The organism is Sphingobacterium bambusae (genome assembly GCF_033955345.1).
Classification (GTDB): Bacteria; Bacteroidota; Bacteroidia; order Sphingobacteriales; family Sphingobacteriaceae; genus Sphingobacterium; species Sphingobacterium bambusae.
Genome location: NZ_CP138332.1, coordinates 2,540,247 through 2,558,703, shown reverse-complemented (window position 1 = coordinate 2,558,703; position 18,457 = coordinate 2,540,247). Strand labels below are relative to the sequence as shown.

General features: G+C 45.6%; 14 protein-coding genes. 11 read left to right on the top strand and 3 right to left on the bottom strand.

Translation table 11 applies throughout. From position 1 onward, the window contains the following. Positions 1–144: 144 nt before the first annotated feature. Positions 145–3,306 (top strand): SusC/RagA family TonB-linked outer membrane protein, encoded by a 3,162-nt coding sequence (locus tag SCB77_RS10630; protein ID WP_320186415.1) that lies wholly within the window; start codon positions 145–147, stop codon positions 3,304–3,306. Positions 3,307–3,318: 12 nt separating this feature from the next. After that, complete coding sequence (locus SCB77_RS10625) at positions 3,319–5,058, top strand: RagB/SusD family nutrient uptake outer membrane protein (protein WP_320186414.1); 1,740 nt, start codon at positions 3,319–3,321, stop codon at positions 5,056–5,058. Between the two features lie 93 nt (positions 5,059–5,151). Here the strand turns inward: SCB77_RS10625 and SCB77_RS10620 are convergent, their stop codons facing one another. Together SCB77_RS10620 and SCB77_RS10615 are read right to left on the bottom strand one after the other, a co-directional pair. After that, positions 5,152–7,812 carry a carboxypeptidase-like regulatory domain-containing protein gene (locus SCB77_RS10620; protein ID WP_320186413.1) on the bottom strand — a complete coding sequence of 887 codons (2,661 nt, stop codon included), beginning with the start codon at positions 7,810–7,812 and terminating at the stop codon, positions 5,152–5,154. 4 nt (positions 7,813–7,816) lie between these two features. Next, on the bottom strand, positions 7,817–8,743 hold the full coding sequence (locus tag SCB77_RS10615) for a GLPGLI family protein (RefSeq protein WP_320186412.1): 927 nt from the start codon (positions 8,741–8,743) through the stop codon (positions 7,817–7,819). A 157-nt stretch (positions 8,744–8,900) separates the two neighbouring features. Here SCB77_RS10615 and SCB77_RS10610 point away from each other — a divergent pair, with 157 nt between their 5' ends. The 9 genes from SCB77_RS10610 to SCB77_RS10570 all read left to right on the top strand — a co-directional run bounded on the left by SCB77_RS10610 (position 8,901) and on the right by SCB77_RS10570 (position 17,930). Then, positions 8,901–9,329, top strand: coding sequence for a hypothetical protein (locus SCB77_RS10610; protein ID WP_320186411.1), 429 nt, complete (start codon positions 8,901–8,903; stop codon positions 9,327–9,329). 118 nt (positions 9,330–9,447) lie between these two features. Continuing rightward, the gene (locus SCB77_RS10605; protein WP_320186410.1) at positions 9,448–10,683 is read left to right on the top strand and encodes a glycosyltransferase; all 1,236 of its coding nucleotides are present in this window, start codon (positions 9,448–9,450) and stop codon (positions 10,681–10,683) included. Positions 10,684–10,923: 240 nt separating this feature from the next. Further along, entirely contained in the window at positions 10,924–12,660 is a 1,737-nt protein-coding gene (locus SCB77_RS10600) for a GMC family oxidoreductase (protein ID WP_320186409.1), read from the top strand. 9 nt (positions 12,661–12,669) lie between these two features. Next, positions 12,670–13,308: a gluconate 2-dehydrogenase subunit 3 family protein gene (locus SCB77_RS10595; protein ID WP_320186408.1), complete on the top strand. Its 639-nt coding sequence runs from the start codon at positions 12,670–12,672 to the stop codon at positions 13,306–13,308. An 81-nt stretch (positions 13,309–13,389) separates the two neighbouring features. Beyond that, entirely contained in the window at positions 13,390–13,971 is a 582-nt protein-coding gene (miaE, locus tag SCB77_RS10590; RefSeq protein ID WP_320186407.1) for a tRNA-(ms[2]io[6]A)-hydroxylase, read from the top strand. A 71-nt stretch (positions 13,972–14,042) separates the two neighbouring features. Next, on the top strand, positions 14,043–15,086 hold the full coding sequence (locus tag SCB77_RS10585) for an LLM class flavin-dependent oxidoreductase (protein ID WP_320186406.1): 1,044 nt from the start codon (positions 14,043–14,045) through the stop codon (positions 15,084–15,086). 63 nt (positions 15,087–15,149) lie between these two features. Further along, a complete protein-coding gene (locus SCB77_RS10580; RefSeq protein WP_320186405.1) occupies positions 15,150–16,013 on the top strand; it encodes a DUF4349 domain-containing protein in 864 nt (287 codons plus the stop codon). A 119-nt stretch (positions 16,014–16,132) separates the two neighbouring features. Next, the gene (gene rlmN, locus SCB77_RS10575; RefSeq protein ID WP_320186404.1) at positions 16,133–17,203 is read left to right on the top strand and encodes a 23S rRNA (adenine(2503)-C(2))-methyltransferase RlmN; all 1,071 of its coding nucleotides are present in this window, start codon (positions 16,133–16,135) and stop codon (positions 17,201–17,203) included. Between the two features lie 37 nt (positions 17,204–17,240). Then, positions 17,241–17,930 (top strand): ComF family protein, encoded by a 690-nt coding sequence (locus SCB77_RS10570; protein ID WP_320186403.1) that lies wholly within the window; start codon positions 17,241–17,243, stop codon positions 17,928–17,930. A 136-nt stretch (positions 17,931–18,066) separates the two neighbouring features. Here the strand turns inward: SCB77_RS10570 and SCB77_RS10565 are convergent, their stop codons facing one another. Then, positions 18,067–18,453, bottom strand: coding sequence for a VanZ family protein (locus tag SCB77_RS10565; RefSeq protein ID WP_320186402.1), 387 nt, complete (start codon positions 18,451–18,453; stop codon positions 18,067–18,069). Positions 18,454–18,457 lie beyond the last annotated feature (4 nt).

Here is an 18,457-nt window from a genome sequence, read left to right as displayed (position 1 = left end):
CGTGACTGATGCAAACGATTGATTTCGGTTATTTTTTTTTTTGTTCTGCTGTAGTTTCTAGCATTGCCTTAAAGCTATAATACTAATCAGACAAGAATGAACCGAATTTACGCAACATCAAAATCATGTTGGCCGCGTTTTAAAATGGCGCTGCTATTTCCGATTTTATTTTTTTACTTGAAGGGCAGTTTGGCGGCGAACCTGATACCTGCGCCGACTGAGAAACACGTTCCAAGTAATCAGCATACCGTTACAGGAAAGGTTGTTGGAAAGGATGGTTCTCCAATAGTTGGGGCGACCATTACAGAAAAAGGGACTAAAAATGCGACGACCACGGATCGTGGAGGGAGCTTTTCGCTCCTCGTCTCCGGTCAAGCGGCCTCGCTGACTGTTACAAGTGTGGGCTACCTCACGCAAGATGTGAGTAGTTCTCAGGCAACACATATCATCTTAGAAAATGCAGACGGGACTTTGGAAGAAGTTGTCGTGGTAGGCTTTGGAACACAGAAAAAGTCTAATTTGACAAGCGCGGTTTCACAGATTGACAAAGAAGTCCTGCAAAACAGACCCTCACCCACCGTTGCTAATATGTTGCAGGGTGCTTCTCCAGGATTGGTCGTCACCCGGAGTTCAGGACGTCCAGGCGCACAAGGTCTCGGCATACAGGTACGTGGGGCAACTTCGGCCAACGGTAATGTGGATCCGCTCATTGTCATCGACGGCGTGGTAAGTGCCACGTCTACCTTTACAGCTTTAAACCCGAATGATATTGAGAATATCTCGGTGTTAAAGGATGGCGGTGCGACAGCAATTTATGGTGCCCAGTCTGCCGGGGGCGTACTGTTGGTAACAACTAAAAAGGGACAAAAAGGACCGGCAAGAATTGCCGTTTTAAGCAATGTAGCTTCACAGCGGCCGGGGAATATTCCCGAGAGGCTCTCGCTCATTGATGAGATGAACTACATGAATCTGGCCCGTGCCAATGCTGGTTTAGCGCCAGAATACAATGAGGAAGATTTACTTTATGCCGTGAATGGGCCAACTTTTGTGCTGGGTGATAACGGTCTTTGGCGCACCTATAACCAAGAAAATCTTATCGATCAGGTCGTGAGAGATGCTTACGGGCTTTATAACAACAACCTACAGATTTCTGGCGGCAGCGATAACATCAGTTATTTGACGTCCGTCGGAAACATGAGTCAAGCCGGGATGTTTAAAGTAGGCGACGATCGTTTCTCTAGGTGGAACGCGCGAGCGAATATCTCCGCCCAGGTAAATAAGTATTTTAAAGTCGATTTGGCGAGCTCCTACATTAATGAAGCAACCGACAACCCTCAAGACGGAGGATGGGGTATCGAAGGAGGTGGGAACTCTTTGTTGAGGCAATTCTTCTCCTCGCGCATGCGTTTTCCGATTTTTAACGAAGACGGTACATACTATAGGAGCGGTTCGTCGTCAGCATACGGCTATGCGCTTTTGGAAGATGGAGGTTTCAATCGTGATCGAAAGAGCAACTACATGAATACGGTTACTGCAACCTTGAATAACGTAATCAAGGGCTTTGAATTGAAGGCGATCTACGGGAGAGAGAACTTGATTTATGAAAATAGAAACTTCAGGCGTACAGTAACTTTCTATTCTGGGCCAGAAGCCTCTTCGGCAAGTCAACTCAATAACCCTAACAACTACAGTGTTACAAACCATAACACTTTGCGGCAGAATTTTCAGGCTATTGCAGATTATGACTACACGTTGGCTGACAAGCATACTTTTCATTTAATGGGTGGATACCAGTTCATACATTACTACTACAATAGAGTCAATGCGACGACCAGCAATCTATATGTGAACGATAGTCCAAGTTTAAATTTCACGGCAAATCCAGCGAATAAATCCAATTTGCAGTTTGCTGAAGAGTCTAAAATGCAATCCTACTTCGGACGCTTTAACTATAATTTTGACGGCAAATATCTCTTTGAAGCTACTATCCGTGGCGATGAAAGCTCCCAATTGACGCGTGGAAATCGGATGAAGGTGTTTCCTTCATTTTCTGCTGGCTGGAACATAGCTTCCGAAAATTGGTTCTCCGGACTTTCATCAATTATCACGGAGCTTAAACCTAGATTATCTTGGGGGAAAGTCGGGTCGCAGATAGGCATAGGCTACTACGATTTTATCGATCAGCTCGCGTCCAATACAAACGTGGTTTTAAACGATACACGCCAAGCCTATGTGTATCGTGCTCGGTTGACGGCGCCAAGTCTTACTTGGGAAACCGTGGAAACGCGAAACATAGGTCTTGATTTCGGCATGTTCAACAGGAAATTAACTGGAGCTTTCGAGTACTACAATAAATACAACAATAATATGTTGGTCACGGTAAGTCTACCGGAGACCGTAGGCGTAAACATTCCAAAATCCAACGAAGGCCGATTGAAAACTTGGGGATGGGAGGCGGCGTTGACGTATAGTGACAAAATTGGCGAAGACTTCAATTACCGTGTATCCGCTAATATTGCAGATAACCAAAACCGATTGATCCGATATGGCGGTGCTAACGATGTCATTAATTCTGGAGTCAATGGATTGGTGGAAGGCTACGCGTTGAATTCAATCTGGGGATATAAAACAGACGGATATTTTCAGACAGAAGCGGATCTGCAACAAGCTCCGAGTTACCAGCGTATACTTAATGTCGCAGGTGTACCCGGCTTGGGTGATGTGCGTTATGTGGATTTGGACGGCGACGGCGAGATTAGTCCTGGTGGAAACCGACTAGGAGATACCGGTGATCTAGTATACTTAGGCGATATTAACCCGAGATATCAATACGGCTTCAATCTGAATCTAAACTATAAAGATTTTGACTTTAGTGTTTTTGTGCAAGGTATTGCAAAAAGAAAATTTAAGCCTAGCAACGAATTGATCCAACCGGCTTTGTTTTCCTACTATTTGCCGATGAGTTTCCAAATGGACTATTGGACACCAGAGAATACCAATGCCGCTTTCCCACGACCATTCCTGTCGGGAAACCAGAATTTCCAAAACTCCGACAAATGGTTTCTAAATGGAGCCTATGCGCGGCTGAAGAATATTCAGCTTGGTTACACCCTTCGGAAAGAACGTATCCCAGCCCTGCCATTCTCCAGAGTTCGGTTTTACGCGTCTGGTGAGGACCTGTTGACCGTGTCTAGTCTCGGCGTATTCAAGGGTATTATCGATCCCGAAATGCGTCCAGAGGCAAATTCGATATCCCCTTATCCTTTTTCTACGACGATCTCTTTCGGCTTAAACCTAGATTTTTAATTCCTACCTGTTATGAAGATATTATTAAATTATACCTTATTTAGCCTACTTTTTTTTGGCCTGTTTGTTTCTTGTGATGTTGATCTTACACCAGAAACGACCATTAGTGACGATAACTTCTGGAATACAACTGCGGATCTTCGACTAGCGGCTAATTACTTTTACACGACGCTTCCAGGACTAACCGCTAACGAGGTTGCCGAAGATACTTGGTCAACAGACGCTTACCCAGGGTTGAACGGAAATACCATCAGCGATGGCTCTCGTGTTGCGCCCACAACAGACACGGTATACAACTATTACCGGATATACCAAGCGAACAATCTTATTGCCAATGCTCCGCTCGTTTTGGCAAACGGTGCAAACGAGCAACAAGTAAATTGGTACGTTGGCGAGGCTCGGTTTTTCCGAGCGATGTATTATTTCGAGAAATTACGCGCATATGGCGGTGTTCCCTTGATTACGAGGCCGCTGGAAGTAAACGATCCGGAAATATATGCGGGAAGAGCCAGTAGAGATGAGGTGTTGCAGTTGATCTATGAAGACTTGGATTTTGCTATTCAATCGCTTCGTACTCCGGATCAGTTGGTCTCCTCAGGCGAGTATGGACGTATTTCGAATACCGCTGCAATGGCTTTTAAATCACGTGTGGCACTCTTCGAAGGGACGAGGGCAAAATACCACGGTTATGGAGACTACAGCAGACATTTGACCTTAGCCAAGGAAGCCGCGGAAGCGGTGATATCTTCGGGCGCACACAGTCTTTTTAGCCAAGAACGTACAGGCGTACAGGGCGAAAGGCTTAACGATGCTTATTTTAACCTTTTTCAACAGGCGGGTGAGGGTAGAAGTAACCGGGAAAATATCATTGTTCGTGTGTATGGTGTTAACCGTGAGAATAGTATTTCCAGTACTCCGGTACAACGTTATTTGGAGGGGAATACCGTTTTGCCAACGCAAAATTTCGTGGAAAGTTATCTAATGGCCGATGGGTTGCCGATAACACAGTCTCCTTTATATCAAGAGCCCGATGCAACTACAACACACGCTTCCTACTTTAATAAAAAGGATCCTCGTATGGCCTTTACCATTTTCAAACGCGGCGATGAATTTATCACAAGTGGAAACTATACCATCCCCAATCCCTCTACACAAGGCACCGGCTTTGGGCTAAGGAAATATGCGAACAAGGAATTTTGGAATATCCAAGCATCTTTTATTGACCGCCCCGTTTTGCGCTATGCGGAGGTCCTGCTGAACTATGCCGAGGCTATATTTGAACTAAATGGTTCCATCACGGATATAGAACTAAACCGCTCCATTAATCTGCTGCGAGCTCGTCTTCCTCAAGTTAATATCGGCACAACAACCAACCCTAATTTTGCGAACATGCCGGCTTTGACAAATACCTTTGTTAATGAAAACGGATTGGATATGCTGACCGAGATCCGACGTGAGCGGCACGTTGAATTGGCCTTTGAAGGATTCCGCTATTGGGATCTTATCCGCTGGAAAACGGCGGAAATAGAACTGCCAAAGACCATACTTGGAAGTTATTTCTTTAATGAATATACCAGCAGTCCGACGTTGCGCTGGTCTGCTTCCACCAATGTAAATGAAAGGAATTACATCATACTACAACCTTCAACGTTGCGTAGGTTCGATCCTAGGAAGGATTATTTATGGCCTTTGCCAACCGATGAGATAGCAAAAAATCCGACCGTTTTGGAACAAAATCCTGGGTGGGATTAAAGCAGATCAAGAAGGAATGCGGCCTATTCATAATCGCCGCATTCCTTCTTGCTATAAGATAGCTGTAGCAGCAACCGAAGAATAAACCAAGCGTTATAGCGCAAAAATAACCTTTAGAATAGCCATTCGTCCGCGCAACTCATAGTTGTTTTGCGACTGTTGGTTCGATGATATACTGTAGGTTTGGAAAGTCTTGATATTGCCCAAATTGCTCAGTTGTAGCTCGACATCCGTCTTCCACTTCAAGATACGGTAGCGTGCAAAGGCATCCACAAAGAAGTAATTGAGGTCGCGTTGGACAGATTGACGCGTGTAGAGGTGCCTTCCACTGATACGGACATGAGCTCCCTTAAATGGATAAAAAGGAATGCTGATGTGCTGCGTAGCAGAAAAGATGCTGTTTTCAAAACCTGGGAAATCACGCTGCTTCGATACCGACCATTGCAAACTCCCCTGATAAGCAAAGTCAATGCGTTTCCATAGCTTGATGGTCATTTGCGGATCCAAGCCATAGCTTACATTCTGGAAGGGAAGCAACGAGCCATTAAAAAGTTGCTGAAACTCTGTGTAGGCCCAGTTCGTCTTCAGTTTGACGGTTCCCTTCAAGGGCATTACATACTTGTCGGCCCCCAACTGTGCGCTAATCGTATGCACATTGTTGGGCATGGGAAGTAAAATAGTTTGGGAGATGTCATTACTGATGACCTGAGACAACATGGCTTCCCGTTGTTGTCTGCTATAATTTAAACCGATGTTGGAAAATAACATGTCGAATGTTCGGTTTAGTCGATAGTTGAAGGCGAGGGTATGTGTGTTGCTTTCATTGATTTCTGCGGTGTTTTGCGATAGCGAACGGTAGTTGCGGATAATGACACCGCGATACACATCTTGGATATTTCCGAAATTGTTCGAGAAATTGTAGCTAAAGTCCAGCTCGTCCTCACGCCAAGCACGGTATTTCAAGCGAAAGTGTGGCATAAAAAGCCAGCGGTTTTGCGCTTCATCGAGCTCATAATTGGCGTCCTCGTAGGAGGTGCGCTGGAATCCGAAAGGAAGCAAAAGCGAGGTCTCTAGGCGTTTGTTTTTCCATCCATATTCGGCGTTGCCCATATATTGCCCCCGTTGCCAGTTCATGTTGTTGATGCTGGAGTCGAGCGCCGCCAGACTGATAAGGCCCGCTTGGTCGATCTCGATGCTTGAACTCAGCTGTTGGTTTTCTAGGCTGACGTTGAACCCATAATATTGGCTGATCTTCCCTTTAGGTAAGCGGTATCCAGAGGAAATCCGCGTGAAGAAGTTGGGGACATCCAAGCGCTGAATCGTTTCCTGATAAGCTTGGCCGTTATGCAGTATATGAGGGAATATTCCGGGCTGCAAATACATGGATTGTGGTTTTGATCCGTAATTGAGAAACCAGTTTAGTTGTATGACTTTTCCATTTGCTAATGCTGGCACATATTCCAGTTGGTTGGATAATCCGCGGATCTTGTGCTGGCGGTTGACGCCGATTCCCTGCTCATTGCTGCGTATGGAGGCCCAGTCGTTTTCTTTTTCATACTCCAAGGACAAGGCGTTGCTGATATATTTCTTATCTACATTTTTATTAGCCGACAGGCGGATGGCTGCAAGAAACTCCTCCAATTCGCTTTGCTGTGTTTCGTAAAAGGAAACGGTTTCTGTTGCTGTTATAAAATCGCTTTGTCCGCTAAAGTTTTGGTGACTCCGGTTATAGAGTGCTTGTATATTGGATTTCAACTGCCAATTCCGCTTGAGATTTAAGAGGTTATTGGTATTGATGGCGCCACTATTGTTAAAGAAATAGTGTTGCTTGGCCAAAGGAGGCGCGCCCACTGTGCCTAAAGATAGCAAATTGTTGATTGGCATCGTTCCCAGACGTGCCAGCGTGTTGTCCCGACTGTAACCGATCAGCTCGTTACTCAGGTCAATGCCACTGTTGTTGCCATTTAATACGTTCAGCATTTTATATTTCTTGTTGAACAATATGCTGTTCAGCTCGCTGTCGTATTGTTTGGGAAGCCCTACGCCAATTTTCGCTTCTGCGGTAAGCTTCAGCTTCGCGTCGTCTTTGATCACCAAGTTGAGGGCTACCTGATCGGTAAATCGTTTGTTTTTGAGCACCTTGAGGTGCTCGTGATTATTGAGTACCTGTATGTCCTTCACCATTCTATGCGGAATGGTGCGTGTACCCAAGGCATAGCGATCATCTAAAAGGTCATCGCCATCGATGTAGAAATTTGAAATCTCCTTTCCCTGATATTTTATACGACCTGATTCGGATACTTCCATACCCGGGAGCCTTTTGATAACATCGCCTATACTTCGATCCTCTTCTTGCGCAAACTGCCCCACATCATAGGCCAACGTATCGCCCAATCGGCGAATCATTGGCTTGCTCTTTACCTCCACATCTTCCAATATGATCGCTTGCTCTTCTAAGCTTATCACAAAGTTCGCTGCAATATCTTGTAATGGAATACTGTATTTTTTATAACCTAAATGGTTCACCTCCAAGGTATGGATAGCACGATCTCTCGAAAAAGGAATATGAAAAGCGCCTTGGGCATCCGTGCTCTTAAAAGCGACAATCTTCTTGTCTGCAGATTTGATGCTGATGCTTGCCGAGGGGATAGCACGACCTGTTTTTCCGTCGATGAGCCGTCCAGAAATGGTGCCCTGTTGTGCAAAACAGATTGCACAGCAGAACGTCCAGATAAAGATTAGATAGAAGCGCAACAGTCTATGGAATTAATTCGATTGGATTATTTGTAGTTCGTGATGGCGAGTAGTTGTCTGCGTTCTTGATATTGACGGACTTGATGCGGCTGGCATCCATGGCTGGCGCCGAGCCTCCGCCTCCAGCAGCATTCGTTCCTTGCACCGAAATGGTAGCCCTAGCGCTGCCCCCCGCAGAAGAAGCAGGAACACCCGAAGTGATGATCCTACCTTTCGCCTCCATGTAGGCCTGTGGGTTTGCTTTAAAGGCTTCTTGTAATTTATTAATTTCCTTTCGGTTTGTTTGCTTTGCATTTTCTGGGGCTGCAATGGCTATCGCGCTGTTCTCTAGTTTGTCAAAACCGGAATACGTCCATTGGACTTCTTTTTTTGCATCGCTGACTTCCAATATTAGCCCCGGCAAGCCACGAAGTTTCCAAGGGCCTGCAGAAAATGGGAGCTCGCTCGTAAACCACGCGTTGTACGCTCGACCCTTGAAAGTTGCTGTTGCTTGTTGACAATTATAGCCACCAATTGTTTTGGTTTCCTCACCGATGCTCCAATCGAGCGCGGGAGACTCTTCCTCTAGCACAAAGTTGTCTCCAGCAACGGTAACAATTTCCGAGAGTTTCTCTCCCTCGAACAAATATGACTCTGGTATTGCTGATGTGTTTCGCGTGATGGTGAGGTTTCCGTCAAATGCAGGATCTTTCATTTGTTTCTCTACATCTTCGCTTGCTCTTGTTTTGGAATAGCTCGTGTAATAGCTGCCTGCTGAGCCGAGGTAGGTGACGACCTCGTCTCGTAGAAACTTCTCGCGTTGGGTGCTGTCGTTCACATGGGTGAAGATGTAATGCACCTTGGCAATGGCTTTTTGTGACTCTTGCGCGCTCGCGCTGGCTGTTAGTAGGAGGCCTATCAGGGTTAGTTTAATACTTGTTTTAGCTTTCATATCGTTAAGTCTGAACGAATCAAAGATATACGAAAATATCGTAATTCAAAAATTTTTGGCATTTTTTTTAAAAATAGTCGGGAAGGCTATTGTTAGGGTAAAATAAATTTTGGCACTATACTTGGTTAGCGATACATAGACAATTAAATATAGATTTATGAGAGGATTTATGTCGTTATCCAGAAGTTGGATGTTTTTGATTTTTGGACTAGTTTCTTTCGCGTTACTTTCTTGTAGCGAGGAAACGGTAGACAATATCGAGCGCGATACAGCGCTAAATATTATTCGCGCAAACAAATGGTTTGATGTGGTGCGAACCGTTAGCGTATCTGGGCAGGCCGATGTGAGCGAAACACTGGTAGGCGAAGGCGAGAATCTAGAGTTTAAGTCGGATAATTTTGCTTATGTATTTGCCGGAGCAGGACAAACCCGATCTTTTCCCTACAACTTGGAAACGAACAAAAGAATGGTTTTTGATGGCAGAACCTACGAAGTTCAAGAAAGCATTATACAAACGGTGACTCGCTTGACTCTCGTCAATACGGAAGGGAGTATACGTACAACTATCGTTTTCAGAAGAAGATAATTTTATATACAACTTAAATAATGGGATAGGGTGTACGCTAGTGCACCCTATTTTTTGCAAAAAGAATGGGAACATCGCCCCCGTTGTCCCAGCCACGTCAAATACGTATATTCGCTTCATGCAAACGATATTGTTTATTGGCTTGGTGTGGCCCGAACCGAAATCATCGGCGGCGGGCACACGTATCGTGCAGCTGCTGGAGCTTTTTTCCGAAGCGGGGCATAGGTTGCTGTTTGCGTCGGCAGCGGGCAAGACCACGTATAGCCATCCTTTGCACGAGATGGATATCGAGGAGGTGGAAATTAGGCTGAATGACAGTAACTTCGATGTCTTTATTGCCGACCTTAAGCCCGATGTGGTGGTTTTTGATCGGTTTATGATTGAAGAGCAATATGGATGGCGTGTGCGCCAATTTGCACCACAGGCATTGACCGTTCTTGACACCGAAGATTTGCATTTCTTGCGTGCGGCACGACAGGAGGCAACGAAAAGAAAACTTGCTGTAGACCTTTATAATAATACGGCCAAGCGAGAAATAGCATCCATCCTCCGTAGCGACCTTTCCTTGATTATCTCCAAAGAGGAAATGATCCTTTTACAGGAAAAATTCAATATCCCGAAGGCATTGCTCTTTTATTTGCCATTTCTAGAACACGTATTTGCTGGGCTGAAGAACGAAGGTTGGCCCTCTTTTACAACGCGTAAAGACTTTATTTTCATCGGCAATTTCCTGCACGAGCCGAATTGGCATACCGTGCAAATATTGAAAAAGGAGGTTTGGCCTCTGCTGAAGCAAAAGGTTCCGGAGGCAGAAATGCATATCTACGGCGCTTACGCCAGTGAAAAGGTGTATCAGTTGCATCAACCTAAAGATCGTTTTTTGGTTAAAGATCGTGCGGCAGATGCAAGGCAGACAATGGAAAGGTACCGCGTGCTGCTAGCGCCCATTGCTTTTGGGGCAGGCGCCAAAGGTAAAATTGTGGATGCCATGCAAACGGGGACGCCAACGGTAAGTAGCACAGTGGCGGCCGAGTCGATGACGCAGGACAATCGCTGGAATGGATTTATCACCGATGATAGGGACGATTTTGTCGAAAAGGCTGCACTGCTATATCGCGATGAAGCGCTTTGGCAACAGGCACAAATGATGGGTGGCGAATTACTTCGCGTCAATTATGATCGATCGAAGTTCTTACCTCGCTTTTTCGAATGCCTAGCAACAACGAAGGAAAACTTGTTTAGCCACAGGCAAGCTAATTTTATAGGCGAAATTTTGCATAGCCAACAGCTGAACAGCAGTAAATATATGTCCTTGTGGATCGAGACCAAAAATAAACTCGAAAAACAGAAATAAGCTGTGCGTTTCGGACTTCAATCCCGTAGTTTCTTCATGTAGTTGTTCCCTGATCTCGTTTTTTTAAACCTGATTAGTTAGATGAAAAACAGCGCATATTTCCTAAGGGTATCAAAAAAGATACGCGTTCAAATACCTGATGCTTAAAATGTTTTTTCTATATTTAGCCAGCTAAATGGTATTAGTGTCAACTATTACGCGCCATTTAAACCGTTATCGTTTAATCATTGAGAAGAGATTATGACCGATTATCAAATAAAAGAAAATGCAGAAGTGTATGATGCCATTGTGGTAGGCTCGGGTGCGGGCGGCGGCATGGCAGGCTATATCTTGGCCCACGCGGGGCTTAAGGTATTGATGTTGGAAGCAGGACCGTTCTTTGATCCCGCAAAGGATGCGTTGCAATTGCGCTGGCCTTGGGAATCGCCGCGTAGAGGAGCCTCGACCACACGTCCATTTGGTGACTTTGATGCTGCCTTTGGTGGTTGGCAGTTGGAGGGAGAGCCATATACGACTGTTGCCGGAACAGAATTTGAATGGTTCCGCGCGCGCATGCTTGGTGGTCGAACAAACCACTGGGGCCGCATATCCTTGCGCATGGGACCCGACGATTTCCAGCCTACAGATGGCGAAACCGAAGCTTGGCCAATAACCTATGACGAAGTGAAACCTTTTTACGATCGCGTGGATCGCATGATTGGAATCTATGGAACAGTGGAGGGGATTAGGAATGAACCCGATGGGATTTTTATGAAACCACCAAAACCGCGCTTAAATGAACTTTTTATTGCTAAGGGCGCTAAAAAGGCGGGCGTGCCGGTCATACCGGGCCGTGGATCGGTGTTGACGGAGGCTTCTCCAGAAATCAAAGGTCGTGGCACCTGCTTTTATTGTGGTCAATGTGGTCGTTCTTGTAAGGTGTATGGCGATTTTTCTTCATCTTCCTGCTTGGTGATGCCTGCTATGAAAACCGGAAATCTTAAGGTGATCGATAATGCTATGGTGCGCGAAGTATTGACCAACGATGAAGGAGTTGCTATCGGTGTTTCCTACGTGAGCACAACAGATATGCAAGAATATGCTGTAAAGGGCAAAACGGTAATTTTAGGTGCTAGCGCGTGTGAAAGTGCACGTATCATGCTCAATTCTAAATCCAAAGCACATCCGGGAGGTGTGGGCAATAGCAGTGGACTTGTAGGTCGATATTTGCACGATTCTACCGGCGCAAGTCTCTCTGGATTTCTTCCGCAGTTGCTCGATCGTAAACGCTATAACGAAGACGGTGTTGGTAGCGTGCATATTTACTCGCCATGGTGGGAAGACAACTCCAAACTTACATTCCCACGCGGATACCATATTGAATATGGTGGCGGTCTGCGGATGCCTTCTTACGGTTTCACCAATTGGGTACCGAGTGTCAATGGAAAGATTGCTGGAAAAAATGGCGAGAAGAAAGCCTCTGGCGGATATGGTAAGGACCTGAAAGAGGACTATCGCCGCTTTTATGGCGCGAACGTCGGCATGGCCGGCCGTGGAACGGCTTTGGCAAGAAAAGATAATTACTGCGAGATCGACCCTTCGCGTGTAGATAAATTTGGTATCCCTGTACTGCGATTCAATTATAAATGGGCGAATGAAGAAGTGGCACAAGCCAAACACATGCAAGAAACCTTCCAATCGATCATGCACGAAATGGGCGCGATCATCACCTCCGATATTCCCGGTGCCGATACCTTGTACGGGTTGGAAGCCCCTGGTAAAATTATCCACGAAGGCGGTACTACACGTATGGGCAACGATCCGAAATCTTCCGTGCTCAACAAATGGGGGCAAGCGCACGACTGTAAAAACCTATATGTCGTCGATGCAGGGCCATTTGTGCAACAAGGTGATAAAAACCTTACATGGACAATCTTAGCGCTATCCATGCGTACGGCAGAATATATCTTGGAAGAAAAGAAAAAGTTAAACGGCTAACCCTACATCATGAACAGAAGAGAATCATTAAAGGCACTGGGCCTTATAGCAGCGGGTTCTGGCGTATTGGCTGCCAGTTCTTGCCAGCAAGAAAAAACTACGGAAGTTGCAGCGGGAGCTGATGCGGACAAGCTGCCGGGCGTGCAGGATTTCGAGCACGAACGGAATAAGCAACTCCAAGCAGAGAAATTTTTTACCGATCACGAGATGGCGACGATAGCCGTGCTTGCCGATATTATCATTCCGAAGGATGAAACTTCGGGGAGTGCTTCGGAAGCGGGCGTGCCCGATTTTATCGAATTTATGGTGAAAGACCTGCCGGATAATAAAATTCCGATGCGTGGCGGACTGAAATGGCTCGACGTACAATGCCAAAAGCGCTTTGGCAATGCCTTTATCAAATGCAAAAATGAACAACAGATCACGTTGATCGACGAAATCGCGTATCCGGAAACGGCAAAGCCTGAAATGCAACAAGGTGTGGCTTTCTTTTCATTGATGCGCAATCTGACGTCATCGGGCTTTTTTACCAGCGAAATAGGCGTCAAAGACATTGGCTACGCCGGAAATCGACCGGGTGTGTGGAATGGTGTGCCTGCCGACGTACTCAAAAGCTATGGCTTTGATACGGAAGCTTTTTTTGGCTAGAAAATCTAAACAGCCTGTGCCGATGAATAAATGGCACAGGCTTATTTTTCGTATCTTTGATCCAAATGATACGCGACTGATATGCTAGGTTTAAAATTATTGACAGATCCCCGCTGGGCAAACATTGCAGAGTCAAATCTCCACGAAATATTGACCGACCACGCTTGGTGTGAGCAAAAGGCGGCTTCCAACGCCATCATGCTGATTACGCAGAATCCAGAATATGAAGACTTGGTGCACGAGCTCACTGCTATCGCCATTGAGGAGATGCAACATTTCCAGATGGTGATTGACATCATCAAGGAAAGGGGGTACAGCCTAGGCCGAGAACGTAAAGACGACTATGTGGGACGCTTACTTAAATTCGCGAAGAAGGATGGTTCCCGCAACCAAGCTTTTATCGACAGACTGCTGTTTGCTGCCATGATCGAGGCACGTAGCTGCGAACGTTTTCGGGTGCTCTCCAAAAATATTAAAGATGAAGCCCTAGCGACTTTTTACCACGACTTGATGGTCTCTGAAGCCAACCATTATACAACTTTCCTCAACTTCGCCCGTAAATATTCGGTGGATGTAGACGTCGACAAGCGATGGCAGGAATGGTTGACCTTCGAAGGGGAATTGATTCAGAGTTACGGCACCAAAGAGTATATCCACGGATAGGTATTTCTTGATGTAGGTCAATGTGCCCCACATAAAATGAACTTACTTTTGTATAAGAAAGGAAGAAAAACATGATTGAATTAGGAATAGGCATGTTCGGGGACGTACAAATCGATCCCACAACAGGAAAGATACAACCCGCTGCAGAACGGATGCAGCAGATCGTCGCAGAAGTAAAATTGATGGATGAAGTCGGCGTCGATTTCTTCGGAATCGGTGAACACCACCGGGAAGACTACGCGGTAGCTTCACCAGAAATAATTCTCGCGGCAGCGGCAACAATCACCAAAAATATCAAGTTGGGCAGCGCGGTGTCCGTATTAAGCTCTGCAGATCCGGTAAAGCTTTTTCAGGATTTCGCAACCGTTGACCTCTTGTCAAATGGTCGGGCGGAATTGATGGCCGGCCGTGGTTCTTTCATTGAATCGTTCCCACTGTTCGGCTACGACTTGAAGGACTATGCCGATCTGTTCGACGAAAAATTGGAGCTTTTGACGCGCTTGAATAAGCAAGATACCATTACATGGTCAGGAAAGTTTAGAAAACCGTTAATTAACCAACAGATTTTTCCACGTCCAGTCAACAACTCGTTGCCGATTTGGGTGGCTGTTGGTGGAACAACCTCCTCGGTTATTCGTGCCGCTCGTCTCGGATTGCCCGTGATGTTTGCCATCATTGGTGGTGCACCAGAGAACTTTAAGCCGCTCTTTGAAATGTACCAGCAAGCTTGGGTAGACAATGGCCATGATATGAAAGATTTTCAGGTCGGGGTACATATGCACGCATTTTTCGGCGAAAACGCAAAGACTGTAGCTGATAAATATTATCCCATCTATGCAGGGCAGATGAATCGCATCGGCGCTTCCCGTGGTTGGCCCCCCTATCAGCGTTCGCAATACGATTTCGGACGTTCTATTCACGGACATCTTATCGTTGGAGATGTTAATCAGGCTGTTGAACAGATCCTACATACCATCGAAATGTTCGGCCTGACGCGGTTTTCTGCACACATGGATGTGGGTAGCCCAGACCATACAGATATGATGAAGTCCATTGAGCTGTATGGCACGCAAATCATTCCGAAAGTCAAAGAAGCGTTGAAAAAGGCAGAATAAAATTTGAGACCATTTATGGAATAGAGGAAAACAATGCATCCTACCTAACAAAAAACAGATGTTATGAAAGGATATTGTTTTTCTCTATTTCTTGCTTTTAGCCTCTTCGCAGGCTGTAACAAAGCAGAGGTTGCGACTACCGCTAAGGCGGTAGAAGAGCAAGCTATCTCGTTGGACGTGATGGAAGAACCCGCTCCGCAGGCAGAAATGCATGCGTTAGCCAATGTGCAAGCTGCTGTCGACCCCAAGTCGCCTTTAACCACAACAACTTCCCAAAACAAGAAGATTATACGCAGTGGCAATATCGCGGTGGAATCGAAAGCGATCGGCAAAAGTAAGCAGGCCATGGATGCCTTGTTAAAGCGTTATGGCGGTTACTACGAACAAGAGACCTTGTCAAGCTCTGGCAGCTACAGCAATTATTCCTTGATTGCGCGTATTCCAGCAACACATCTTGACCAATTCCTAAAGGATATCGAAAAGGGTGGCGATAAGCTTACCGAGCGATCATTGCGGAGTGAGGATGTCTCGCTGCAATATTTTGACTCGGAATCTAGATTGAAAAGCAAAAGAGCCTATCTAGAACGTTACCAGCAGATGGTGAGCCAAGCAAAAAGCGTCAAGGATCTGCTGGAAATCCAAGAACAAATTCGCCAATTGCAAGAAGAAATCGATAGCCAGGAGTCTGTTATGCGTAGCCTGAAAGATCAGATTGCTTACAGCAGTTTGAGTATTCAGCTGTTTGAATACCAAGCGAATCTGCCGATTGGTAGTCAAAATTTTTGGATACAGTTGAAAGAGGCTTTCGCAGACGGTTGGTTGTTCATCGGAGAGGTATTTCTTTTTGTGCTACGTTTATGGCCCTTTATCCTGTTGGCAACGGTGGTTCTGTTCGCTTGGCGAAGCTATAAAAGAAGAAAAAAATAACGTATTACGGCTTCCGCCAGTTTGGGGAAGCCGTAATTCAATCTCAATTTGTCACTTTATTACAAAAGGACTACCTAAAGCACATATGGCCTTCATTATTTTTTGCCTATCTTTGCATCGTGGAAAAGCAGAGTAAATTGATCGATATCAGAAGTTTAAGTTTGTCGGATTTGAAAGACAAGCTCACCGCAATGGGTGAGCAAGGGTTTCGTGCCAAACAAATTTATGAGTGGTTGTGGGTGAAATCATGTACCGACTTTGATCAAATGAGTAACCTCAGCAAACCTTTACGGGAGACTTTGAAAGCCAACTTCGTGATTCGCGCGGTAAACGTTAGGCAATCACAAATCAGTGCCGACAAAACCATAAAGAGTAGCTTCACCCTCTATGACGGCAACGTGATCGAGGGCGTGTTGATCCCTACACCGGATCGTATGACAGCATGTGTGAGTTCGCAGGTTGGATGTAGCCTAACCTGTAAGTTCTGTGCCACAGGCTATATGGATCGAAAGCGGAATCTTCAGGCCGACGAGATCTACGATCAAGTGGTATTGATTGCTAAGCAAGCCGAAGAAAAGTATCAACAGCCTTTAACCAATATCGTTTACATGGGCATGGGCGAGCCGCTCTTGAACTATAGCGGCATGATGAAATCTGTGGAGCGGATCACCGCGCCCGATGGATTAAATATGGCGGCTAAGCGAATAACGGTGTCTACGGCAGGAATTGCGAAGATGATCAAGAAGCTGGGCGACGATGAAGTGCGATTCAATTTGGCACTTTCGCTACATGCTGCAAATGACCAAAAGCGGAATGAGATTATGCCGATCAATGAACAAAACTCATTGCAGGCATTGGCCGAAGCGCTTAAATATTATTATGCTAAGACCAAGAATCCGGTAACCTTCGAATATATTGTTTTTCATAACTTTAACGACGAGTTGCAGGATGCTAAAGAATTGGCCAAATTCTGTAAGCATGTTCCCTGCAAGGTCAATATCATCGAATACAATCCTATTGCACTTGCCGACTTCGTCAATGCAGAAGCAGATAAGATCGATCAATTTGCAGACTACCTGCGTGGTCAAGGGGTGATTACGAATGTTCGTCGTAGCCGAGGCAAAGATATTGATGCGGCCTGTGGACAATTGGCTATCAAAGAAAAAGATAGCGATTTGGTAGCGAATTAAAAAATAAAGTACATTTGCATATACCAATGTTGGGCCTATGCAAGTCAAACGCTACTGGGATAGCTTCATCGCTATCTTGTTTCCTCCGCTATGCGCATCCTGCGAGAATGTACTGCTAAATCAGGAAGAACTGTTGTGCAGCTACTGCCAGTATCACTTGCCTATCAACGACCACTATCTTTTCTTGGACAATGAAGTAATGCGACGTTTACAGTTTAAAGCGCCTATCGAAATGGGAGCAGCCTTTTTGTCCTTCTCAAAATCCTCCCTAGTACAGACCATGATCCACAAGTTAAAGTATGGAAAAGCTTTTGACATAGGGATCTATCTAGGCCGACAGTTTGGGCAACAACTGCTGATATCTCCTTTTTTTCGTCAATTGGATCTTATTGTGCCGGTACCTCTCCATCATAAAAAAAAGAAAGCTCGTGGGTACAACCAAAGCGAGTATATCGCGCAGGGGCTTGCAGAAGTACTGAAGCTGGATATAGATACGACGCGTTTGGTTCGATTGGTAAATAGCCCCAGTCAGACCACCATGAGCAGAATGGATCGTTATGAAAATGTAGAACATGTGTTCGCGTGCTTAGATGCGCAAGCGTTGGCCGGTAAAAACATTCTTTTGGTAGATGATGTGCTCACCACCGCTGCAACCATTGCTTCAGCCGCGCGTGCCCTCGCTGAACAAGGCTGTCGCGTCTGCATCGCGGTGCTCGCCATAGCATAGCATTGGCTAGCGCTGCTTGCCGCCCAAAGCAGAAGGACAACCGCAGTCTTTCTTGAAAACAGCACAGGATTGTAAGCTTGTTAAGCCTAAGAGTACGAAAAGTGCGATAAAAAAAATAAATCTTTTCTTCATAGGCTTAATAACCTTGCTTTCTTTGGTGCAGCAGCAGATATGCCATCAAGGCCATGCCAATGCCCATGTAATCTGCAAAAATATCCCACCAATCCGCCATGCGCCCAAAAGAAAAATACAGCTGAATAGCTTCCGTTCCGAAGGCCAAGAAACTGGTAACAAACAGGACGACGATGAATGTTTTTATTTTCGAGCCTCTACCTTTCCACTGCAAGATAAACCCTCGCAGCAGTAGTACGGTAAAAACGAAAAAAAAGCCGCAATGCGCCAGCTTGTCAAAACCCTCAAAATAGTTGGTGTTGGGCAGGTCATCTGAAGGAAGCCCCATCAAGAGCAACATTAATATTCCCCAAATGATGGATAAGGAGTAGTTGTATAAGAATCTCAGCATTACC